General features: G+C 40.8%; 18 protein-coding genes and 4 tRNA genes. 1 reads left to right on the top strand and 21 read right to left on the bottom strand.

Features of this window, described 5'->3' with window-relative positions:
• Positions 1-62: 62 nt before the first annotated feature.
• The 15 genes from tuf to AC1DUD_RS03720 all read right to left on the bottom strand — a co-directional run bounded on the left by tuf (position 63) and on the right by AC1DUD_RS03720 (position 13,326).
• Positions 63-1,250, bottom strand: coding sequence for an elongation factor Tu (tuf, locus tag AC1DUD_RS03790; protein WP_477371756.1), 1,188 nt, complete (start codon positions 1,248-1,250; stop codon positions 63-65).
• Positions 1,251-1,308: 58 nt separating this feature from the next.
• Positions 1,309-1,380 (bottom strand) — tRNA-Thr (locus tag AC1DUD_RS03785).
• Positions 1,381-1,506: 126 nt separating this feature from the next.
• Positions 1,507-1,579 (bottom strand) — tRNA-Gly (locus AC1DUD_RS03780).
• Positions 1,580-1,709: 130 nt separating this feature from the next.
• Positions 1,710-1,790, bottom strand: a tRNA-Tyr gene (locus tag AC1DUD_RS03775).
• 65 nt (positions 1,791-1,855) lie between these two features.
• Positions 1,856-1,928: transfer RNA gene (locus AC1DUD_RS03770), tRNA-Thr, on the bottom strand.
• A gap of 242 nt (positions 1,929-2,170) precedes the next feature.
• Complete coding sequence (gene hpf, locus AC1DUD_RS03765; protein WP_110585434.1) at positions 2,171-2,518, bottom strand: ribosome hibernation-promoting factor, HPF/YfiA family; 348 nt, start codon at positions 2,516-2,518, stop codon at positions 2,171-2,173.
• A gap of 12 nt (positions 2,519-2,530) precedes the next feature.
• Complete coding sequence (locus AC1DUD_RS03760) at positions 2,531-3,442, bottom strand: tyrosine-type recombinase/integrase (protein WP_477371753.1); 912 nt, start codon at positions 3,440-3,442, stop codon at positions 2,531-2,533.
• 91 nt (positions 3,443-3,533) lie between these two features.
• Positions 3,534-3,725, bottom strand: a complete 192-nt coding sequence (gene rpsU, locus AC1DUD_RS03755; protein WP_022833144.1) for a 30S ribosomal protein S21 — start codon at positions 3,723-3,725, stop codon at positions 3,534-3,536.
• Between the two features lie 310 nt (positions 3,726-4,035).
• The gene (locus tag AC1DUD_RS03750; RefSeq protein ID WP_477371750.1) at positions 4,036-4,356 is read right to left on the bottom strand and encodes a hypothetical protein; all 321 of its coding nucleotides are present in this window, start codon (positions 4,354-4,356) and stop codon (positions 4,036-4,038) included.
• Positions 4,357-4,744: 388 nt separating this feature from the next.
• A complete protein-coding gene (locus tag AC1DUD_RS03745) occupies positions 4,745-6,235 on the bottom strand; it encodes a SusD/RagB family nutrient-binding outer membrane lipoprotein (RefSeq protein WP_477371748.1) in 1,491 nt (496 codons plus the stop codon).
• A 14-nt stretch (positions 6,236-6,249) separates the two neighbouring features.
• Positions 6,250-9,438, bottom strand: coding sequence for a SusC/RagA family TonB-linked outer membrane protein (locus AC1DUD_RS03740; protein ID WP_477371746.1), 3,189 nt, complete (start codon positions 9,436-9,438; stop codon positions 6,250-6,252).
• A 641-nt stretch (positions 9,439-10,079) separates the two neighbouring features.
• A complete protein-coding gene (locus tag AC1DUD_RS03735; RefSeq protein ID WP_477371744.1) occupies positions 10,080-11,258 on the bottom strand; it encodes an acyl-CoA dehydrogenase family protein in 1,179 nt (392 codons plus the stop codon).
• 249 nt (positions 11,259-11,507) lie between these two features.
• Positions 11,508-11,852, bottom strand: a complete 345-nt coding sequence (locus AC1DUD_RS03730; RefSeq protein ID WP_477371742.1) for a hypothetical protein — start codon at positions 11,850-11,852, stop codon at positions 11,508-11,510.
• Positions 11,853-11,932: 80 nt separating this feature from the next.
• Entirely contained in the window at positions 11,933-12,460 is a 528-nt protein-coding gene (locus tag AC1DUD_RS03725) for an adenine phosphoribosyltransferase (protein ID WP_477371740.1), read from the bottom strand.
• Complete coding sequence (locus AC1DUD_RS03720; protein ID WP_477371738.1) at positions 12,457-13,326, bottom strand: ComEA family DNA-binding protein; 870 nt, start codon at positions 13,324-13,326, stop codon at positions 12,457-12,459. Before AC1DUD_RS03720 ends, AC1DUD_RS03725 begins: the two co-directional genes overlap by 4 nt.
• A 73-nt stretch (positions 13,327-13,399) precedes the next feature.
• On the opposite strand from AC1DUD_RS03720, the gene AC1DUD_RS03715 reads away from it, so the two are divergent.
• The gene (locus tag AC1DUD_RS03715) at positions 13,400-15,154 is read left to right on the top strand and encodes a lysophospholipid acyltransferase family protein (RefSeq protein ID WP_477371736.1); all 1,755 of its coding nucleotides are present in this window, start codon (positions 13,400-13,402) and stop codon (positions 15,152-15,154) included.
• Between the two features lie 151 nt (positions 15,155-15,305).
• On the opposite strand, the gene AC1DUD_RS03710 is transcribed toward AC1DUD_RS03715, so the two are convergent.
• From AC1DUD_RS03710 to pheT, 6 genes are all read right to left on the bottom strand, one after another.
• Positions 15,306-18,620 (bottom strand): TonB-dependent receptor, encoded by a 3,315-nt coding sequence (locus AC1DUD_RS03710; RefSeq protein ID WP_477371734.1) that lies wholly within the window; start codon positions 18,618-18,620, stop codon positions 15,306-15,308.
• A gap of 312 nt (positions 18,621-18,932) precedes the next feature.
• Complete coding sequence (locus tag AC1DUD_RS03705) at positions 18,933-19,481, bottom strand: Mpo1 family 2-hydroxy fatty acid dioxygenase (RefSeq protein ID WP_477371732.1); 549 nt, start codon at positions 19,479-19,481, stop codon at positions 18,933-18,935.
• Between the two features lie 64 nt (positions 19,482-19,545).
• On the bottom strand, positions 19,546-21,111 hold the full coding sequence (gene rny, locus AC1DUD_RS03700; protein WP_477371730.1) for a ribonuclease Y: 1,566 nt from the start codon (positions 21,109-21,111) through the stop codon (positions 19,546-19,548).
• Positions 21,112-21,351: 240 nt separating this feature from the next.
• Positions 21,352-21,642, bottom strand: a complete 291-nt coding sequence (locus tag AC1DUD_RS03695) for a cell division protein ZapA (RefSeq protein ID WP_090529762.1) — start codon at positions 21,640-21,642, stop codon at positions 21,352-21,354.
• Positions 21,643-21,663: 21 nt separating this feature from the next.
• Positions 21,664-21,954: a hypothetical protein gene (locus tag AC1DUD_RS03690; RefSeq protein WP_091213498.1), complete on the bottom strand. Its 291-nt coding sequence runs from the start codon at positions 21,952-21,954 to the stop codon at positions 21,664-21,666.
• A gap of 90 nt (positions 21,955-22,044) precedes the next feature.
• Positions 22,045-24,444 (bottom strand): phenylalanine--tRNA ligase subunit beta, encoded by a 2,400-nt coding sequence (gene pheT, locus AC1DUD_RS03685; protein ID WP_477371727.1) that lies wholly within the window; start codon positions 24,442-24,444, stop codon positions 22,045-22,047.
• Between the last annotated feature and the right edge of the window lie 77 nt (positions 24,445-24,521).

The raw sequence follows: 24,521 nt of genomic DNA, 5'->3' as shown, positions 1-24,521 counted from the left end.
AAACATAAGTTTGCCGTTGGAGGCTAAACTTATGTTTTCAAATTAACCTTTTTGAAATGTTATTATTTAACGATTTCAGTCACCTGACCAGCACCTACTGTTCTGCCACCTTCACGGATAGCGAAACGTAAGCCTTTTTCCATTGCAATAGCGTTGATCAATTTTACGTTGATAGTAACGTTATCACCTGGCATAACCATTTCTATACCTGGTTCTAATGAAATCTCACCAGTAACGTCAGTAGTACGGAAATAGAATTGTGGACGGTATTTGTTGAAGAATGGAGTGTGACGGCCACCTTCTGCTTTTGATAATACGTAAACTTCTGCTTTGAAATCGGTGTGAGGAGTTACTGAACCTGGTTTGCAGATAACCATACCACGACGGATATCAGTTTTCTCAATACCACGTAACAATAAACCTACGTTGTCACCAGCTTCACCGCGATCAAGGATCTTACGGAACATCTCAACACCAGTTACAGTTGATTTCAAGTTTTCAGCACCCATACCAAGGATGTCAACTTGCTCACCTGAGTTGATTACACCACGCTCAATACGACCAGTAGCAACAGTACCACGACCAGTGATTGAGAATACGTCTTCAACAGGCATTAAGAAAGGAAGTTCTGTCAAACGTGGAGGGATAGGGATGTAGCTATCTACAGCGTCCATCAACTCCATGATTTTACCAACCCAGGTAGGATCGCCGTTAAGGCCACCTAATGCAGAACCCTGGATAACTGGGATATCATCGCCTGGGAATTCGTAGAATGATAATAATTCACGAACTTCCATTTCTACTAATTCTAATAATTCCGGATCATCAACCATGTCAACCTTGTTCATGAAAACAACAAGTGCAGGTACACCTACCTGACGTGCCAACAGGATGTGTTCGCGGGTTTGTGGCATCGGACCATCAGTTGCAGCAACTACAATGATTGCACCGTCCATCTGAGCAGCACCAGTAACCATGTTTTTCACATAATCCGCGTGACCTGGACAGTCAACGTGTGCATAGTGACGGTTAGCTGTTGAATATTCAACGTGGGCAGTGTTGATGGTAATACCACGTTCTTTTTCTTCAGGAGCCGAGTCAATTGAATCAAATGAACGAGCTTCTGATAAACCTGCATCAGCCAAAACCTTAGTAATAGCTGCGGTAAGGGTTGTTTTACCGTGGTCAACGTGACCGATTGTACCGATGTTTAAGTGCGGCTTACTGCGGTCAAACTTTTCTTTTGCCATGATCTATAAATTATTTTTGTAGGTTAATTTTAACTTTAATGTATGTTTTATAACACCGAGCCAACAATGGGATTTGAACCCATGACCTCTTCCTTACCAAGGAAGTGCTCTACCCCTGAGCTACGTCGGCTTATTTTTGATCTCGGATTTCGGAAATTCGATTTCGGATTTTTTTTCCTTCCTCTACTTACCTGCCCGGCATCTTATTTTGCTTAGTTCAAATCTGATATCGAAAATTCGAAATCCGATATCACCGAGCGGAAGACGAGGTTCGAACTCGCGACCTATAGCTTGGAAGGCTATCGCTCTACCAACTGAGCTACTTCCGCTTGTTAAGCTTTTGGTTTGTTGTCTTCAATTAATGAAACTCCATTCCTCAAACCTCTTTAATCAAGTCAGCAGTTTACAATCCCGTTAACTTATTGCTAACTGCGAATTATAAACTGCTTACTCAATATGTGGGGGGAGAAGGATTCGAACCTTCGTAGCCGAAGCAACGGATTTACAGTCCGTCCCATTTGACCGCTCTGGTATCCCCCCAGTAGTTGTTTCCGGATTTGTGATGTCCAAAATTGAAGCTAAACACCTCAATCCGAAAAAAACTGAGCCTCCTATCGGGATCGAACCAATGACCTACTGATTACAAGTCAGTTGCTCTACCAGCTGAGCTAAGGAGGCTTATATTTAAATTTGCCTTTTCGTTATTTAAACCTAAAGTGGCTTCCGATAACGGAGCGCAAAAGTAATAAGCTTTTTGATATTTTAAAGAACTATTTTAACTTTTTTTTAAGGCGTTAAATACCTCCCCGAAAGGGACTGCAAATCTACAAAAAATAACACCACGTCAAAATTTTTTATCAAAAAAAATCGGCAGGCTAAAAACCTGCCGATTTAAGCTTAAAATAAGCCTTGTTATAATATTAAAAACCCTCTTCTGCTGCTGTTAAAACAGCTTTTTTGGCTGTGGCATCAGCAAGGGCCTTCTTTTGTTTATGCTTTTCAATTTGCTTCCTCAGGCTTTCAACCGCCAGATCGGTAGCTTCCTCAAAACTCTTACACTTCTCTTTCGCGAATATCTGATTGCCGGGTAGTAATAATTTGATCTCCGTTATCTTATTACATTCATCTTCCACATTCTCAAGCTTTAAGTAAACTTCACCGCTAATAATATGGTCATAAAATGTATCAAGCTTGTCCGTCTTTTTCTGAATAAAATCTAAAAGTTTCTTGTCTGCGGTGAAATGAATTGACTGCACTGTAATTTTCATGTTTCCTCCTTTTTAAGCCTTTGGATGGGCGAGTTTATAAATAGATTTTAATCTTTCAACTGAATTGTGCGTATAAATTTGGGTAGCGCTTAAATTGGCGTGCCCCAAAAGTTCTTTTATTGAATTTAAATCGGCCCCGTTATTTAGCATGGTGGTTGCAAACGTGTGCCTGAGCACATGGGGGCTCCGTTTATTTTGGGTTGATATGTTGGAAAGGTATTTCTGCACTATTAAATAAATCAATTTCGGATAAGCATCCGCTCCTTTGTTTGTAACGATTAATGTAAAGGAATTGTTATCGAAATTTTGATTTTTCTTTAATCCTAAATATTCAGGCAGCAGGATCTTCAGCTCATTATTAACAGGGATGATGCGTTCCTTGTTGCGTTTGCCCAATACCTTCACCACTCCCCCATCAAGGTTAAGGTCCTGTTCCTTAATACCTAACAGTTCGGCAAGGCGCATGCCAGTACCAAACAAAAGTTCAATAACAAGCTTATCGCGCAAACCCGGAAAATCATTTGTAAAAATGTCATCACTATCTAACATTTTTGTGAGGCGCGCATCTTCAACTACTACGGGCAAAGTTTTAGCAACCTTTTGCGACCGTACCCTGGATACGGGGTTAGTTTCAACAACACCTTCCTGCAATAAAAATTTAAAGTATTTGCGCAGCGTAGCCATTTTGCGGTTAACCGAACGGCCTGTAAGTTTTTGATCAATAAGTTCAACCATCCAGTTACGGATGTCATGATAGCTTACCTGCGATGGATGGGTAATAACCGGCTCAGGTGCGGGATCGGCACCGCCGGGATTGTTTAAAAAGCGCATGAACTGATCCAGATCAGACTGATATGCGGAAACAGTGTGCACTGAGTACCGCTTTTCATACTTGATGTATTGGATAAAACGCGCTAAAAACATAAAAAACTATTTATACATCCGGGATGATGAATGTACAAATAGTTTTAATATAGTGTCAAGAAATTAATTAATTCTTTTCAACAAAAAAGAATTAAACAGTTTCCTGGTTTAAACCTTGTTTATATATAGCATGTTTAACAACATGACGACGGGTTACAGATTTCTTTTCGAAAGCCTGACGACTGCGTAGTTCTCTTAAAACACCTGTTTTTTCGAATTTCTTTTTGAAGCGTTTCAATGCTTTGTCTAATGATTCGCCGTCTTTTACGTTAATAATGATCATAATTCCTAAAATACCTCCTTTCAAGGGAGGGCAAAGATAATCACAATGTTTTGAATATCAAATAGAGAGCGGGAATTATTTTTTGATTTTATAGATTATGTTGATGTCGTGGATTTCATCCATATAAAAGTTAATAACGACAAGATACTCATTGAACCAAAAAGCAGCAAATCGTGGATGCTTATGCAATAGAAATTATTCAGAAAATATCATTTACTTTTAGTAAATGATATTTTCCCGCTGTCTTTTCTTATACATCTCTTATAAAAACAGTCCCTGCCTTTATAAATGAATTTCTTACCTATTTTGTTTATCTCGCCTTACCAATAAACTCCATGTATTCACCTGGCTTTTGCTTTGAAATTTTCAGGATAACTTTTTCATCAACTTTGAAAGTATCACTCCCTACGGAAAAATCCGAATGCAATCGTACACCTTTATAATCGTATTCTACATAAATAATGGTAGTACTTCTGGTTTTCCGCTTTTCCACTACAATCCCTTTAACCGTTACCCCATCTTTTAATGCAGCTTCTTTGTTCCTTTTATAGTTAATATCCCTTATTATACCCAGCAAAACAACAGTGCCTGCAATAGTGAAAATAATTTTCCCTGATTTTTCTCTTGTCATAATATGCTTTATAAACCAAAGTTTTTGCAGGAATACAAATTTAATATTTACAAACACTATCTCCTTATACAAACCTTTAAATACTTATCTTAAACATAAACTCAACAATACGGTGAAAGTAGACTAATTATTTTTCAGGAATCCATCCAGGTAATCCTCTAACGGAGTTTGACGGTACGAGTCCGTAAAGCGTCACAACTTTACAGTTCTCGTCAATAAATTACCCCTCAGGGCAAACTAAGACAGCTCGATTAAGAAAATACAATTTGTTAAGTTATCTTAAATCTAATATGTTAATACCAAATAAAAACTCCATTCTAAAAACACACATAAACAACAAAGGCCGCCAATGGCAGCCTTTGTTGTTCTCATAATCTGTAATCAACAATTATTGTTTATCCCAGTAAACCCTTGTATTAAGCGCATCCGGGCCCTGACGGGCAATTACAGCATTGTAATTGGTTTTGTTAAGGTCAAACTCCGTTTGCGGATATTGTTGCCTGCGTGGGATCTTTTGATCAGGGCTTAGTGAACCCGGAACCGGATCAAGCAGTTTAGGCAAGCCTGTACGACGGTACTCTGCCCATGATTCCCATCCGTTGCCCAAGAAACCGGCAATCCATTTTTGGGTCATGATTAGGTTCATCGCATTTGCAGCCGAAAACTGAACCGATGCCTGTGCAAGATAAGCACTTTCGTCAGTCGAACTAACAGCGTTTTGCTCCAATGATGCGGCCATACCTTTTTTATAGAAATCGGCAGCGGCAGCATCGCCACCAGCAATCCAGTTTAGGTGGGCAGCTTCAGCCTGTGTAAACATGATCTGGGCGTATGATGTCCATACGGTTGGTGATGCCTGACCTGAAACAGCTAAGCCAATTAATGATACATTACCGGGTTTAGTGCGTGTTCCTTTGTTATAATTACCTAAAGCATCTCCAAAAGTCCCGTAAGGTAAACCTACGTATGTTTTTGAAGCTGTTTGTGCCGCATAAACTGCTAACCTTGGATCATTAAGACCGGTTAAGGTATTAATTACCAAGCTGCTTACAGCATAATCATAACGGTTACGGTAATTAGTAAAGTAAGGGTTTTCGTTAGTTTGAATGGCCAGGTAATCATAAACAACGTTATCATCGTTTGAAGTCATTAAACCACCTGCAACCGCCTTTGCATATTCTGCTTTACCTGTTGTTGGATCAACTTTTGAAAGCCTTAATGCCATAATAGCGTGCAACGAATTTGCCCAATGTTTCCATTTAGTGTTATCGCCACCAAATAAAATATCACTTGTTAAGCCAGCGCCTGCATCAAATTGCGCCTGTGCTTCGTCAAGTTCTTTCATCAAAGCCGCGTAAACATCTTTTTGTGCATCAAATACGGGGGTTAAGCCAGATACACCATTTAATGCCTGAGAGTATGGGATATCGCCCCACCTATCGGTAATGGTAAGATATACAAATGCCCTTAAAATACGCGCTGCTGCTATCTGATTAGCATTTGAACCAAATTTAATTGTTGACTGCAGGCCTTTCTTAGCCGGATCGGTATTAAACTGGATCAGTGTTTGCAAATCTTCAAGCGGGCCAGTGTAATACCCCTGGTAGTCATATTGCTTTAACGAAAACTGCGATTCACTGGTATAAAATGTTTCGGCAAGATATTGTGAATACAATTCGCCGGTGAACGAGTTAATATTGGTTGTTGCACCAGCACCGTTAATACCACCCAAATACTGCAGCGCGCTTGTTAACAGGTAACCGGTTTGCGCGTTAGGTGACTGGTTAGGGTTAACGTTTAAATCGCCGCCCACTTTACATGAGGCAAGTATAAACATACCAGCCCCGATTATATATTTACTGATATATGATTTTTTCATGATTGAAGAACTTATTAGAATGTTACCTTAATATTGAACCCTAAGTTTCTGGTATTTGGCAATTGGCCTCCTTCATAAAATGAAGTTTGCAATTGCGACGGGTCAACACCTTTAACCTTCGAATAGATCATCCATGGGTTTTGGGTTGTAATACCAAAGTAAGCAGTTTGGAATGGCAGTCTGCCTAACATCTTTTTAGGGAACGAATAACCGATGCTAACTTCTCTTAATTTAACGTATGAAGCATCATAAGCCCATTTTTCCCAAATCTGGCTATATGATTGTTCATATAAGGTACGGGTTTCTACATAAGTAGTATTAGGGGTACCATCGGCATGTACACCTGCAACCAGGGTACCACCGCCTTCGGCTACAGGGTTACGTACCGGGTTACCTTTAGCATTGTTGCCAATAGTTTCGATACCTAAGCCCGACCCGTTAAGGTTTTGCTGGGTAATTGATACAAACTTACCGCCTTTCTGGAAATCAAGAGAGAAAGCAAGTACCACGTTTTTGTAGTTAAATGAGTTGGTAAATCCGCCTGTGTAGCTTGGCAACATGCTGCCAAGGTTAACATTGTCCTGCCTTACCGGAAGACCATCGGCACCAATTATGATATTTCCTTTACCATCGCGGGCAAAACCTGAACCAATGATCTGACCATATGACTGACCAAGGTACCCGTTAATACCAAAGCTTGGTGAACCAACAAAACCAAAGCTTTGTGAACCCGCAGCCTGGTTACCACTTGCTAACCCATAACCGCCAAGGCCATCAGGAGTTACCTTAACGTTAGTTACACCAGGGTAAAGAGAAACGATTTTGTTACGGTTAAATGAAAGGTTGAAATCGGCATTCCAGGTAAAATCTTTCGATTTGATTGGAGTACCACCAAGGCTGATTTCGATACCATTGTTACGGATAGAGCCTGCATTGATAACAACTGTTGAATAACCGGTTGTACCATTAACAGGCAATGACAGGATTTGATCTTTAGTAGTACGTGTATAGTAGTTGAAATCAAACTTAATCCTGTCTTTTATAAAATGTAACTCGGTACCAATTTCGTACGAGGTTGAAAGACTTGGTGTTAAATTTGCATTTGGTAAAGTATTAGGTACTGTTTGCACAGCATCATTTCCGTGTGGAGTAGTACTTAAGTTATAAGTTGGAAATGTTGAGTAAATAGGTGCATCAGAACCCAACTTAGCTGCTGATAACCTCAGTTTACCAAACGTTAATATGTCGTTTTTAGGCATAAGTTCGGTAAACACAAATGAGCCAGACAAACCACCGTACCAATATGAATTGTGGTTTACCGGTAAAGTTGAAGACCTGTCATTACGGGCATTGAAATCGAGGTATAAAAAGTCTTTATAACCAAATGAAGTATAACCATAATAACTGTTTACCCTTGAAAGAGCGTTATAGCTAAATGACGTTGCCGCGTTTGCAGAGTTGCTTAGTGTATACAAGTCTGGAATAGCTAAGCCACCTACGGTTGCACCAGATAGATAAGTGTAACGGTCCTGGCGTGATTCGGCATATACACCGGCTTTTACAGACAGGTCTTTAAAGTTATGGCTGTATGATACGTTACCTACATAGTTGTTTTCTTTGTAAGTATATTGGTTTTGTGAGTAAGCATCAGGGTTAAGTGTACCTGAACCTACCTGTGCGCTCGCATCGCGGTTCAATAAATCTTCTCTTGCAATAAATGATGCAGAGATATCTTTAGTAAACTGGTAGCTTAAAGTTAAGTTACCGTAAACACGGTTATTATTTGATTTTGAAGTATTTTCATACGCCTCGGTGTATGGATTATCCCAGTAGTGCGGCGTTAAATCATCGGGGCTGGTAATGTTCCATGATGTAAATGTACCATCGGCCCTCCTGTAATTTTTAAGCTTGTCAATTTCAACGTCCCTGTGAAACCACTGACTGAAAGAGCCGGCAGTTTGTGTTCCGTATCCTTCCTGAGGAATGTTGAATGAATTGATCTGCGAAAAGTTGGCGTTAGCACTTACAGTTAACTTTTTTGTAAGTTTCAATTCGCCGTTTAAGCTTACACTATTGCGTTTTTGATCGCTGTTTGGAGTGATACCGGTACGTTCAATATTGGTATATGATACCCTCAGGTTATAATCGTCGGTTGCTTTTGAAAAAGCAGCATTGGTGTTATAGGTAACACCTGTGCGGTAAAAATCACGAACATTATTAGGCTGCGCAACAAATGGTTTTAATTTACCGAAGTCGGGGTTTGTTGGATCCCAGAAATACCATGGAGCATAAAGCGTACCATCCATCTTAGGACCCCAGCTTTCATCAACTCCGTAATCGTAAATTTTTGTACCGTTAAATTTAGCGAATGAAGCAGGAGATCCGTTAGCAGGATCATAAGTATACGTATCCCATTTAACGCTGGTACCACCACCGTATTCGTTTTGATACTCAGGTAACTGGTAAACTTTTTCAAAAGTTGTTGATTGGTTAATTGATACGCCAACCCCTTTATTTGAACCTTTTTTAAGTGTGATAACAACAGCACCTTCAGATGCACGCTGACCGTAGAGGGCAGTAGCAGCAGGGCCTTTTAACACCGAAACTGATTCGATGTCATCATTGTTCACCGCGTTTGGATCGGTAATCACGCCATTTACTACATAAATTGGGTTACCGCCTGATAATGAGTTAATACCACGGATGCGGATAGTTGATGTACCAAATTTTGCACCAGAACCGCCTAACACCTGCACACCAGCAATTTTACCTGCAAGGGCAGTATTAAGATCAGATTGCTTGGTAACGCTAAGATCATCACCTTTTACCTGCTGGGCAGCGTAACCTAATGATTTTTGCTGCCTTGTGATGCCTAACGCAGTTACAATTACCTCATTAAGGCCGCGGCTTGATGCCTCTAAAACCACTTTAAGGTTTGATGAACCGCCAACAGGCACATCCTGTGTAGCGTAACCAATAAAACTGAATAATAAAACCGCGTTGTTTGGAACGCTAAGGGAAAATTTACCGTCGACGGTAGTTTGGGTACCGGTTACTGTACCTTTTATTTTAACCGATACGCCCGGCAGAGGAAGACCGTCCTCCTTGGCTGTTACCGTACCGGTAACAGTGTGATTTTGCGCAAATAGCTGTGTTACAGCAAATACGAAACTGCACAAAATGAGTAGTAATCGTTTTTTCATAGAAAAAATTTAGCTAATAGTTAAGGCAGCAAACTTAATATCGAAGGGTAAAATAAAACAACATAATAATGTAATATTTCCTTTACAAAAAATAATTTAACCATGGTGAATATTTTAGGAAATAATCAACAAGAAATTACCTTTGCAGTCGTTAATACCATATGGCCGATTAGATCCGGCCGGTAATAAGTCAGTTAATATTGTTAATTATAAATTAGGAAAATGCGCGAGGCATTTTCCTAATTTGCTTTATAATCCGTTGTAAATCAAAAGCTCAACCAAATTAACTTTAGCGATAAATCACAGGAAGAAATTAGCAGACCGAAGCCTGCAACATTACGTCAAAATTGGAAAAAACGCTTGATCAAACGCTCAGGAAGGGACTTGATTCGGGCACAAAAACTTTAAGAAAACATTATTTAAATCATGTTTTCTTCGTCGATAAATCAATGTAACAATATATTTACGTGATATAAACTAAGATAAGTAACACTTTATCGGAGATTAAATGACACAAAGCTGACAATATGTAAATCCAAAAATTCGCTTTTAAGCCCGTTGTTGCTGAACTACTCCCTTCAATTTGGTAGACTATCGAAAGAAAAGCCGACTTAAAGTGCAAAATAGTAACCTACGGTCTATCATTTCAGCACTTCCCTGCTGATCACTATTTTCTGGATCTCACTTGTTCCTTCACCTATGGTACAGAGCTTGGAATCACGATAAAATTTCTCAACCGGAAAATCTTTGGTATACCCATATCCACCGAAGATCTGAACAGCCTCGGTAGCTGTACGCACCGCCGTTTCAGAGGCGAAATATTTAGCCATGGCCGATTGTTTAGTCACTGGTTTATGGCGATTTTTCAAGTCAGCGGCCTGCATCACCAGCAGTTCAGCCGCTTCAATTTCAGTAGCCATATTGGCCAGTTTAAATGCTATCCCCTGAAAATTGCCTATAGGTTGTCCAAACTGATGGCGCTCTTTAGCATAAGCAACAGCCGCTTCAAAAGCACCTTTGGCAATCCCTAAAGAAAGGGCCGCTATCGAAATCCTTCCGCCATCCAGCACCTTCATAGCCTGTTTAAAGCCCTCGCCTTCAACGCCCAGTAAATTTTCTTTAAGCACACGGCAATTGTCAAAAATAAGTTCGGTAGTTTCAGAAGCACGCATGCCCAGTTTGTTTTCCTTTTTGCCATGCGTAAATCCTGGTGTACCTTTTTCAATCACGAGTGCCGAAATTCCGTGCGAATCACCTTTATTACCTGTACGTACCATCACCACCGCCACATCGCCCGATTTACCGTGGGTTATCCAGTTTTTGGAGCCGTTAACAACATAATGGTCACCATCCAAAACGGCGGTGGTATTCATGCCCAGCGCATCCGATCCAGTATTGGCTTCAGTCAATCCCCAGGCGCCAAGCCACTCTGCGGTAGCCAGTTTGGGCAGCCATTTAAGTTTTTGTTCTTCGTTACCAAAGGCCAGGATATGCCCGGTGCAAAGCGAATTATGAGCAGCAACCGATAACCCAATAGCACCGCAAACTTTGGCTATCTCACTGATCACAGTTACATATTCAAAATAACCGAAGCCCGAGCCACCATATTGTTCGGGCACAAAAACGCCCATCATGCCTAACCCGCCCAGTTGCTTAAATAAATCTATAGGGAAATGCTGGGCCTCATCCCACTCCATTACATGAGGTTTAATATAGCGTTCGGCAAAGTCTTTGGCCATATGGCCAACCATTTGCTGATTTTCGTTCATAGCAAAATCATACCCACCGGCTGGCTGGGTATCTGTTAACAAAGCATCCATATATACATTTATAATTGGTTATTAACAAAATAACGTATAAAAAATGAGATTGGTTTGCCTGTAAAAGCCTGCAAATCAAGAACGATTTAGTATCCGGTATGAATTATAGGTTTAGTTGAAATAGAGTGGTTTTGGGAAGCGGAAATTGGTGAAAAATATTTTTCAGGAAATTAAAGTAAGGTACCGTTCTAACAGTTCGAGACAATCAATATTCGTTTTCCATCTCTGTTATGATCAATTCAGGCTTATTTATCGAATACTTAAACCTAACCGAATCGTCTTTACCAAGATGGTTAGGATTTTTGTCCAACCACCAATGTGTTCGTATGTCACATTACCTATCGTATATTGTACGCGTAACGAATGACCTTTGTAGTAAAAAATCTTGGTAATAACACCCTTACCATATGCAGGGTTGCTATTGATCTCTTTTAAATTTGCAGCCCTGTTCCTATCGCTCACAACAGCTAACCACCATAGCCCACCTACTACCAAGACAGTCATGATAAGAAGGGTTAAAAAAGCTGGAAATTTATTTTTTAATTGGGCCTGTTTCTTATTCATAGCATCGCCTCCAGCCCAGGCTCTGCTCATATGCCTGCAGGCATTATGCTTTTGGCCGGTATCCGCTTCTATCCCTAACCTGGGCATTTTCAGCACTAAAAAAACAATGATTAATAATCGGCCAGCACCACCAACTTATCACAAATAGGTGCAATGCGCTCCCTGCCATTCAAAAAGCCAAGCCCAACCACAAAAGAAAAGCCGGCAATTACACCGCCCATTTCTTTGATGAGTTCGCTTGCCGCAGTCACCGTACCGCCGGTAGCCAGCAGGTCGTCATGCAATAATATATGCTGACCGGGTTCAAAGGCGTCGGTATGCAGCTCGATGGTAGCAGTACCATATTCCAGCTTGTAAGCTTTTTGTTTTATGGTAAACGGCAGCTTACCGGCCTTGCGTACAGGGACAAACGAAACCCCTAATTTGGTAGCCAACGTAAGCCCGAACAGGAAGCCCCGGCTTTCGATACCGGCCACTGCATCTATCCTTGTGTCTTGCAATTGCTCAACAAAAGCATCAATGATATTTTCGCACAATGCAGGATCTTTGAGTATAGGCGTAATATCTTTAAAAACAATCCCCGGTTTCGGAAAATCAGGAATATCCCTTATCGCTGCTTTAATTTGCTGAGCTATCATTTGAAAACTAAATAAGGCCCAATTTTACGCAAAATTCCGTCATTAAGTATGGCAATATTTTTCATGTCGGTCAAAGTATTGTAATTACCATGCTCGTCGCGGTAAGCTACAATGGCGTCCATCTGCTTAAAGCTCAGATACGGAAAGCGCCTGAGTTCATTAAATGTAGCGGTGTTAATATTTATTTTAATTATATGCTTGCCGTCAACAGTAATCCCTTCTTTAATCTGGTTGTATTTTTCTTCGTTGATGCCATAAACTTCCTTCAACTGTTCTTTGCTGTAAAGCCCGCCTACCCGATTGCGGTAGTGCACAATACGCCGGGCAAAGGCCGGGCCTATCCCCCTGATCATGGTAAGCCGCGCCGAATCAGCACTGTTGATCTCTATTAATTCGCCCGGTTTGGCTTTATTTATATGATAGGCAGGGCCATCGGGCAGGTTGATGTAAGGTTCAAGGCGTTTATATGTTTCCGGGCTAATGCTGTACATTTTTTGCACATCGCCCCTGGTAAAAAACCGCCCGCCTTTTTCTTCATAATGCTTGATCACCTGTGCCTGGTGCTGAGTAAGTCCGAGCTTTATCCAGCTGTTAAGCGGCAAATTATTGGGGTTAAATTTAAAGAGTACGGCTGACGCGCCATTATGACCACCTGTAAAAGTATTTTCCTTTGATATTAAATCGCCTGTTTTATCGGCATTGGCTATCGCTTTATCAAAAGCCTTAAAATTTATTGTATTATCTTTGCGGTTTGGCTGGAACGCATAAGGGGCCAACAAAACCATTGCAATTAAAATAATCAACACTACCATTCCGTTCCATTCCTTTTTAGTGATGGATAGGTAGCTTTTAATTTGCGACCTCATTTATATACATTCCTGGCGTTAAATTAAATAAAAATTTAGGATATTTATTTGTTAAACATACTGCTTATAAACAATGAAAGTTATAACCACCGAAGAGTTTGCCAAAGCCACCAAACTGGATAAGTTGAAAATGCCGGGCCTGGCCGCTTTATTGATGGAACTAATGAAAATAAACCAGGTTAATGACCTGTTTGCACAGGCACAGCCCAAGCAAGGCCCTGAGTTTGTTGATGCTATATTAGAGGGTTGCGGTATTGATATTGAATTTGACGAGCGTGAACTACGCAATATACCCAAAGACGGCAGTTTTATAGCCATAGCCAATCATCCTTACGGAGGTATCGAAGGCATGGTATTGCTAAAGATCCTGTGCATGGCCCGCCCCGATTCAAAGCTGATGGCCAATTTTCTGCTTAAAAAGATCCCAAACCTTGCCGACTACTTTGTAGCCGTGAACCCTTTTGAAAACGTTGAACACTCATCAAGCATCAGCGGTTTAAAAAACACGCTCGAACTGTTAAACCAGGGTACCCCGATAGGTATTTTCCCTGCAGGTGAGGTATCAACCTTCAAAGTAGAGCAAAAACAGGTAACCGACCGAATGTGGCATCCCGTTGTAGGCAAAATCATAGCTAAAGCTAAAGTGCCGGTTGTGCCTATTTATTTTCATGGCAACAATGGCCTGCTATTTAACCTGCTTAGCCTGCTGCACCCTGCGCTGCGCACCGCAAAACTACCGTCAGAGTTATTTAACAAACACGGGCACACCATTAAATTACGAATAGGCAAGCCTATCAATGTAACCGAAATCCCGGAGTATACCAACAGTACCAAGCTCCTTAACTTTTTGCGTGCACGCACCTACGCATTAGGCACCGGTTTAGAAGAGGAAAAGAAGATCTTTAGTCCGCGCAACCTGTTTAAAATTAAGCGCGAAGCCGAAGATATAGCTCCTGAAATAGATCGCACTATTCTGGAAAAAGAGATTGAGCCGCTACGCGAAAATTATAAAGTCTGGACGGAAAAAAACTACGAGGTATTTATTGTACCTACCTCAACTATCCCTAACGTAATCCGCGAGATAGGTCGTTTACGGGAGATCACCTTCCGTGAAGTAGGCGAAGGCACCAATAAAAGCATCGACCTTGATGAGTATGACATCTACTATCATCACCTGTTTATCTGGGACTTTGAGGCCAAAATGATAGTAGGCGCCTACCGGATTGGTTTAGGCGATGAAATTTTTTACAGCGTAGGCAAAAAAGGATTTTATGTAAATGAATTGTTTAAGCTTAAAACGCAATTTATCCCGGTATTGCGCCGCAGCCTTGAATTGGGCCGTTCATGGATCCGCAAAGAATATCAGACCAAACCGCTGCCGCTATTTCTGCTGTGGAAGGGCATCCTGAAATTCCTGATAGATAACCCACGGTACCGTTACCTAATAGGCCCGGTAAGTATCAGTAACTCGTTTTCCAAGTTTTCCAAATCTCTTATTGTTGATTATATCAACCGCAATCACTTTGATCATGAAATGGCGCAATATGTTAAACCGCGCAAAAAATTCAAGGTTGATTTTTCCAAAATTGATACCGACCTGCTCATGGCCGGCGAAGATAGCTTTAAAGGCCTTGATAACCTGATATCGGAGGTAGAAACCCGCAATATGAAAGTACCTGTATTGCTGCGCCAGTACATTGCCCTCAACGCAAAGATCATCAGCTTTAACATCGACCCTAAATTTGCCGATTGCCTTGACGGCTTCCTGGTACTTGACCTTGAGAAGGTGCCGCAGGATATACTGGATAAACTGGGGAAAAATTTATAGTTGGTTCAACTTAATAAAAGAGAGAGATAAGCCCAATAAGCAATCTCTCTTTTTTTTACGACTATAATTCAAATAAGTAAAATCATCCCAAAACAAAAACGCCTCCGATGAACATCGGAGGCGTTTTCATTAGCTATAGTTTGTTTTACAATTACCAACTGTAACGTACACCAAACTGCATTTGCCAGCGTGAAGCGAACAAATCAACTGAGTATGGTACACCTGGGTTGCTGAAATTGTAAGTTGGGTATGATGTAACATTACCATCTTTAACAAATGTAGGGCCGCCAGATGCACCTGGTAATTTGCTTACAGGTGTTAAGCCAACACTTGCCGAAGAGTTGAATGTATTTGCTGAGAAATAATACTGGCCCCAGCTCTTATTCAATAAATTGGTAAGGTTAATGATGTCATAAGTAAATGTGATCATCTGTTTGTGTTTACCATTGCCAAATTTAAAGTCTTGAGTAAAGCGGAAGTCCAATTGATTATTCCAAGGTGTAAAGGCAGCATTACGTTCGGTAAACTGACCACGACGTGAGCTTAAATACTTATCGTTATCAATAAATGCATCAAACGCAGCTACTTGTTGTGCGGCAGTTTGTACTACTACACCATTTTTTACCTGATCAACGATAAACTTAGATGTTTCGCCCCTGTTAGGGATGTAAGCCAAGCTCAATTGCTGACCTGTTCCATCTGTAGCATTTGGATAGGTATCATAAGTATATGGGTTACCACTTTGCGCGCTAAAGAAGAAAGAGAAGTTAGCTGTATAGTTGTGGGCAGCATCCCAATCGTGTTTAAAGTTTACGTTTGATACGATACGGTGACGGATATCAAAGTTTGAGTTAGCTAAACCTGGATTGTTAGGGTTTAAAGCCTGGTTTAACTGCCAGTTTGACTCCATTGAGTTACGGATACCGTTGGTAACATCTTTAGAGTGACCATAGGTATAGGCAACTGAGAAGTTTAACGCACTCTGCGGATCAAATTGGGTAAATTTAGCTACCTGTACAGTCGCGCTGTAGCGGTAACCTTCGCTGGTGTTTGATAACAGGTAAGCGTTGGTATATTTTGAGTTGATGCCTTTGTTAATAAATATAGGCTGCAGATGCTGGGTATCATAAGGATAATAAGTTACGCTATCCTTGGTATTTACCTGCTGAAATTTCAAGTCATGAATAACCTTGGTATAAATACCTTCTGCAGTAAATTTCCACTGGTTGTCGGTAGTATAATCGACAGCTAAACTGCTTCTCCATACCTGTGGCATTTTGAAGTTGTTATCGATCATATCAACCTGGGTAGCGCCCGTAGAACTTGTATTAACACCACCTTGTTGATTAACGAAATTTAAACCACCGTTAGCAGGTGCTTGTATAGGGTTAGTACCGGCTGTAAACGGCCCTGCAGATGATCTTTTATCATATGCACCATAAGTAGCACCGTTGTTATAAAACGCATAACCAAACCACGCAAACGGAACACGACCGGTAAAGAAGCCGCTACCACCACGCAAAATAACGCTTTGATCACCATTTGCATCATAATTAAATGATACACGTGGGTTCCACTCAATGTTACCCAAGTAATTTTGTTTGATATCTCTTGGCTTTGTATATGTAAAAGTATTGCCATAGTTTGGATCAACCGGAGCATTGGTTGTTTTATCACTCAATGGTTGTTTGTTTGGCACACCAGCATAATCGGCACGTAAAGCCACAGTCAATTTGAAATTATCAGTTAACTGGATTTCATCCTGGCCATATAAACTAAGCAAGTTAACTTTAAACTGAGCCGAAGGGTGCGCTAAGATATAATCGCGTGTGTTATCGGTGTAATTAAAGTTGGCACGTACGCGTGCTGGGGCATTATTAACAAAATCTTCAATGCTGTTATAGGCAATACGACCGTTCCACGCGTTCACAAAGTTATAAGTGATGTTGTAAAACTCGTTGTGAGTACCGAAAGTGAACGTATGTTTACCTTTTGTCCAGGTAAGGTTATCAGTAAACTCAGCTGTTTTCTGGTGCATATCAAATATAGCGGCCTCACGGTCAGTACCCATGAATATAGTTGTACCAGGAGTACGACCAGTGATCTCGATTTGAGGTAACGCCGGGTTTGAATTAGGATCACGATAATCATGTACCGCAGAATATCCTAATACCAAGCTATTGCTCAAGTTGCCTGAAAATCTTGATTTTAGCTCAGCAACTGTCGAAGTTGAGTTATTGTGCGAAGTGTAATCAATACCGCTGAAACGGAAGTTCTGCTGATCACGCTCTAAGTTAGTAGCTTTTGAGCTGATAGTATTGTTACGGATAGTTAACTGGTTGTGATCATCGATATTCCAATCCAAACGGTTAAAGAATTTGTTTGAGTTAGAAAATATCGTGGTGTTATTATATGTACCTGGGTCGATACCACCTGTAAATGTTTTAAATGCAGTAACCAATTTATCACCATCAGCCTGGCTCAGGATATTGGCCGAGCCATTATGATCTAAACCACGGATTACAGGATCCTGCCTGCGGGCAATTTCCTCGTTGGTAAAGAAGAATAATTTGTTTTTAATGATAGGGAAACCTAAACGGATACCGGTTTGGTAATCATGAAAATCGTTAAGTTTTGATCCGTCGCCACCTAAAGCAGCTTTGGCATTGTTGGCACCTACCATGAACGATCCACGGCCGTAACCGTAAACAGCACCGCTAAAATCATTTGTACCGCTACGGGTTACAGCATTGATACTACCACCTAATACGTTACCAATTTTGATATCGTAAGGAGCAACATAAACCTGGATATCCTGGATAGCATCAAGCGAGATAGGGCTTGTACGTGTGCTGCTACCAACCTGGCCTGAAGCATTGTTCTGACCGCCTAATGAAGGGCTGAAACCAATCGCGTCGTTATTGATAGCACCGTCAAGCGTTACGTTATTGTAACGGTAGTTGGTACCCTGAAACGAGTTGTTATTGCTTTGAGGGGTATTCCTTGTTAAATCCTGTAAGCTACGGTTAATTGATGGAGCCGTACGGATCTGGTTTTGACCAATACGGGTGCTTGCACCTGTTTTAGCCGGACCAGCCGATGCTTTTACTTTAACTTCCTGCAACGTAGTAGTTTCATCCTGCAATACAAAGTTTAAAGTAGCATTACCTAATTGAAGCGTAAGGTCGCTGCGTTCGTCTTTTTTATAACCGATAAAGGTAGCGGTTACTGTGTAAGGGCCACCCGCGTTAATGTTGTTAACTGAATAACGGCCTTCGGCGTTGGTTTGTGCACCATACCGGGTACCTGTGCTGGTGTTAAGTACAGTGATGGTTACACCTGGCAGTGTAGCACCCTTTTGATCTGTAACTTTACCAGTAAGTACCGAGGTGGTGATCTGAGCGTTTGCAACGCCCCCAACCCCAATAATTATTAGTGTTAAAATAATAAAGTAGAGCTTTTTCATTTGTGATTTTTTATTGCACAAAATTGCCCTACTAATGTTAAGTTTATATTAACATCAGATTACTATATTAACAACTGCTTAATGTTTCCTTTTTTATTTAACATACACTCCGCCGAACCCAAATAAAAAGTTCTGATTATCAATAAAATACAAAAAATCAATATACATTAATGTTAATTTTTTATATATCATCTACAGGAGATAAATTACACAACTATGTTCTTTACAGCTAAAAAAATACCCTGCTATACGGTATGTGAAGGCCATGTTAATGAGCACATTAACAAATATTTAATACGCAAACACCTAAGATCAACTTTTGATTCTCAGCTTATTAAGCAATTGGTTTAACAAATACGCAGGAGCAATAGCTAATGATCTGATATTGAGTCCATTTTTTGCATATAGCGGCTCGCGGTTATTACCTATCAATAAGGCAGATAACGAAGGAATGAATATAGAAATGCATAATGACCACATAGCAGGCCCTCCGGCTTGTTGCCAGGCCACGAGCTCCATTATACCATAGCTAAAGCCTAATAAAATAAATAAGATAAAGTAAGATATAATTGGCGAGAGCTTTAAATAAAAATAGATAGCAATGGCTATTACAAATGAGGCCCAGTTAAAATATCCATTATAAACGCCAAGAAAAGCTAAATGCGGAAACGGGACTGACCAGATCAGTCCAAATACACTGAATGCTAAAGCTGGAATACAGATATAATGTATAATTTGATTAACCCTATTCTGGTGGGCTTCTTCATATTCACTAAAATATCGATCAGCCTGGCGTTCGTCTCTACTCGCAGCAGTTTTAACGGATGCTTTCTGTTTACTATTTGATGTTTTTGCAGTCACGCTGTAAAAATAAAAAACCCTTTCAGTTTTTGAGCCGAAAGGGTTTTGTTTAATTTTATAATGATTACTTGGCAAACGCCACCGAACGGGTTTCCCTGATAACGGTTACTTTAATTTGCCCCGGGTAGGTCATTTCTGTCTGGATCCTGTTGGAGATATCAGCAGCCAATACTTCTGATTGTGCATCGCTGATCTTTTCGCTTTCAACAACTACACGTAACTCGCGGCCGGCCTGGATAGCAAAGGTTTTTTCAACACCAGGATATGACAGTGCAAGCTCCTCCAGTTCTTTCAAACGTTTGATGTAGCTTTCAACAACCTCACGACGGGCACCCGGACGGGCACCTGATATCGCGTCACAAGCCTGGATTATCGGCGACAACATTGAAGTCATTTCAATTTCATCGTGGTGGGCACCTATAGCGTTGCAAACTTCAGGGTGTTCTTTATATTTTTCGGCCAGCTGCATACCCAAAATAGCGTGTGGCAGTTCCGGGTTATCATCAGGTACTTTACCAATATCATGCAGTAAACCTGCACGTTTAGCCATTTTAACATTTAAACCAAGTTCGGCAGCCATAGTAGCGCAGAAGTTTGCAACCTCGCGCGAGTGCTGCAACAGGTTTTGCCCGTATGATGAACGGTAACGCATACGGCCAACCATACGGATCAGTTCAGGGTGTAACCCATGAATCCCAAGGTCAATTACCGTGCGCTCGCCTATTTCAACAATCTCTTCTTCTATCTGCTTTTTAGTTTTAGCAACAACTTCTTCAATACGCGCCGGGTGGATACGACCGTCGGTAACCAAACGGTGCATAGCCAAACGGGCTATTTCGCGCCTTACCGGGTCAAAGCCCGAAAGAATAATAGCTTCAGGGGTATCATCAACAATGATCTCGATACCGGTAGCAGCTTCCAAAGCACGGATGTTACGACCTTCACGACCGATGATACGGCCTTTGATCTCATCGTTTTCGATATTAAAGATCGATACGGTGTTTTCAATAGCACTTTCGGTAGCAGTACGCTGAATGGTTTGGATAACTATTTTCTTAGCCTCTTTAGTAGCTGTAAGCTTCGCCTCGTCAACAATATCCTTGATCTGGATCATTGCCTTTGTACGGGCTTCTTCACGTAGGGTATCAACCAATTGGTTTTTTGCATCATCGGCAGATAAACCGGCAATAGTTTCCAATTGTTGTACATGCTGATTTTTCAATACTTCAACATCTTCTTGCTTTTTAACAACTATCTCAGTTTGTTTTTCAAGGTTTTTGCGGGTATTATCCAACTCGCTCTCTTTGCGGTTAAGGTTTTCAAGGCGCTGGTTTAAAGATTGCTCTTTTTGTTTAACACTATTTTCGCGCTGGTTGATACCATTGTTTTTATTGTTCACTTCCTGCTCATGCTCGGCTTTCATTTGCAAAAACTTCTCTTTAGCTTCAAGCAGTTTGTTTTTCTTCAGAATCTCGGCATTGTTTTCAGCATCCTTTAAAATCTTTTTCACTTTATTCTGAGCCGAGGCTTCCTGGTCTTTAAACAATTTTCGGAGCAGGAAGCGGCCTATCATAACGCCGATTATGGCGCCTACGAGCAGGCCGATGATAACGTATAATAATATGTCCATTTTAGGTTTGGTGGTGTTATGTATATGTAAATAAAAAACCGCAACTAAATTTAAGTATCATGTATTTAAAACTTCATTTCGGATATTGGGGACCATGGGTTGGTTAACGTTAATCGCAACTAACGCATGCCTCTTGATCCGCTTAATATTGAAGCGTTAAGTTTTTAATAGTGAAACCTAAAATTTAACTGCGGTTAAATCTTAATGTGCTCTGTATGTATATTATATAAAGAACGATTATTACTTCGAAAAAAACTCTGTCAACAAATGATCTAAATGATAAACCTTTTCGGTTACCTCAGTATCTTCTACGGTAACTTTCTTTTCTGCCTTTAACGATGAGGTGGCATAATGCAACACACACATCGAAAGCAAATCCTGCTTATCCCTAACCGCATAATTTTCCTGATATTCTTTTATCCGGTCGTTGATCAGCTTAGCCGCCCTGCGTATTATTTCTTCTTCCTCCATGTTCACCTTTAAGGGGTAAACGCGGTCAGCAATATTTATTTTTATTGAGATTTCTCCCATTTGAGCTTTTCACTTTTTGTACTATTTTTTCAATAATACAATACACTTATCTATTTCCTGCACAAAGTCGTTAATTTTTTGCTTAATGTCAACACTTTTTTCATTTGTTTCAGAAAAAGACTTGGCGACTTTAACAACTTTCAATTTTTCTTCCAGTTCTTTTGTCTTGCCCTTACTGGCATTAAGGGCTACTGTAAGGGCCTCGCTCTCCAGTTTTAAAAGGTCATTTTCCTCCTGCAAAGCAGCGCACAGTTCAATCAGGCGCTCGGTTTTATCTACAATTTTATTTAACTGCTCTGCTAATGAGGCCATGTTTTTGGTTAATGGTTGATTAGGTTGATTGAGTGAATGGTTTATCAGAAAACAACCTTGTCAACCACTCACCCAATCAACCATTCACTATTATTTTCTTATTTCCGCTCCGGCTTCTTTTCCTAAATTATAAATTAATTTCTGCATAATAGAATCAATTGCCTTATCCGTTAACGTTTTTTCAATGTCCTGGATGATAAAGCTCAAGGCATATGATTTTTTGCCTGCAGGCAATTTATCGCCCTGGTAAACATCAAACACATCAACTTCCTTCAGCAATTTACGCTCAGTGCGCTGAGCAATCTGTTTCAACTGCCCAAATGATACACTTTGATCTATCAGCATAGAAAGATCACGCCTTACAGCCGGGAATTTTGAAACTTCCTGGTAAACGATCTTATTTTTACGGATAGCAGCCAATACCAGGTCGAAATTAAAGTCGGCATAAAATACCTCTTTATCAACATCTGCCTTTTTTAGTGAAACACCTGCTACCGAACCAAATTTCACCAATTGCTTGCCATTAAGCATGTATTGAATGCCAAACGACATTTTTTTACAGGTTGCATCCTCAACTATAAAGTTGCTGATGTTCAGGCGCTGCAAAACACCATCAACCACAGCCTTGATATTGTAAAACGATACCGGCTTTGCTTTCTGGTTCCATTGCTCACCTGTGTTAGCACCAGTAATAAAAATACTAAAACGCTGAGTTTCGATATATTTATCATTTTCCAGTTTGTAAACCTTGCCAAATTCATAAAATTTCAGATCGGCACTACGGCGGTTCTGATTATAAGCTATGGCTTCCAAACCAGAGTATAGCAGCGTTTGACGCATTACATCCAGATCGCTACTTAAAGGGTTCAGGATCTTCACGGCAGTATCCAGGTTGTCTGAATATGCAGATTTTGTAAGTGAGTTGGCCAGGATCTCGTTAAAACCATTCGCGCTCAACAGATCCGACAGCTGATTTTGCACAGTATCTTTTTCCGGACGGATAGAGTTATTAAGCGAAGCCCTTATCTGTGTAGGGATCTCGATGTTGTTATAACCGTAAATTCTCAGGATCTCTTCAACTACATCCACATCGCGGGTAACATCCACACGGTATGGCGGCACCTGTAACGACAATGAATCCGCAGTTTCATTCACTATCTTAATATCAAGCGCCGTAATAATTGCCCTGATCTGGTCATGACCAATCGCTTTACCAATCAATTTATCAATAGTATTGTACGTGATCTCTACAGCAAACGGCGCAACCGGGGCTGGATAATGGTCAGATATTTCTGATGATACCTCACCACCTGCAACCTGCTGAATTAACAAAGCAGCACGCTTCAAGGCAAAAACGGTCATGTCCGGATCGGTACCACGTTCAAACCTGAACGAAGCATCGGTTTTTAAGCCATGCCTTTTTGAAGTTTTACGGACAGATACAGGATTGAAGTAAGCACTCTCCAGGAAAATATTTTTGGTCGATTCCTTAACGCCTGACTTTGCACCACCAAATACACCAGCTATACACATGGGCTCTTCGGCATTACCTATCATCAGATCATCGGCAGACAGTTTCCTGTCAACATCATCAAGGGTTTTAAATACCGTGCCTTCAGCATAGTTTTTCACCAACACTTTACCGCCTGTTATTTCATCGGCATCAAAAGCATGTAAAGGCTGGCCAAGCTCATGCAGCACATAGTTGGTAACATCCACAATATTATTGATAGAACGGATGCCGATAACAGCAAGGCGCTCTTTCAACCATTTTGGCGAGTCCTTAACCTCAACCCCGCTGATAGTTAAACCCGAGTAACGCGGCGAAGCCTGTTCGTTCTCAACAATAACCGGTATAGTATGACTGGTGTTATCAACTTTAAAAGCGCTTACATCAGGCTTGTTAATACCTATTTTAAGGAAAGCGGCAATATCCCTTGCAGTACCTAAATGCGAAGCCGCATCGGCACGGTTAGGGGTTAAGCCTATCTCGTACATGTAATCGTCGTTCAGCTTAAAGTATTCTTTAGCAGGAGTACCTACAAGAGCATCCTCCGGTAATACCATAATGCCGGCGTGACTGGTCCCTAAACCTATCTCATCTTCGGCACAGATCATTCCGTGAGACTCCTCTCCCCTAATCTTTGATTTTTTGATAGCAAAAGGCTCACCGCTGGTTGGGTAAACTGTAGCGCCAACTACAGCAACCACCACTTTTTGCCCGGCAGCTACGTTGGCAGCACCACAAACAATCTGCAGGTCTTCTCCAGTGCCCACATCAACTTTAGTTACATGCAGGTGATCAGAATTGGCGTGATCAATAGACTCCTTTACGTAGCCAATTACCAGGCCTTCCAGTCCGCCGGGAACAGCCTGTACCTTTTCCAGGCTTTCAACCTCCAAACCGGTACCGGTAAGAATGATAGAAATTTCCTGGGGCGTTTTATCAGTATCAATAAATTCTTTAAGCCAGTTATAAGATATTTTCATTATTCCGAAATGATAATCGGCAAAGATATAAAGATTTCGGATGTGAGGCTTGGTAGATGTGCAGATTTCGGATGATT

The sequence above is a fragment of the Mucilaginibacter sp. P4_A11 genome, from assembly GCF_056402535.1.
The sequence above is the reverse complement of the archived record's forward strand: the minus strand, read 5'-3'. Positions and strand labels throughout refer to the sequence as shown.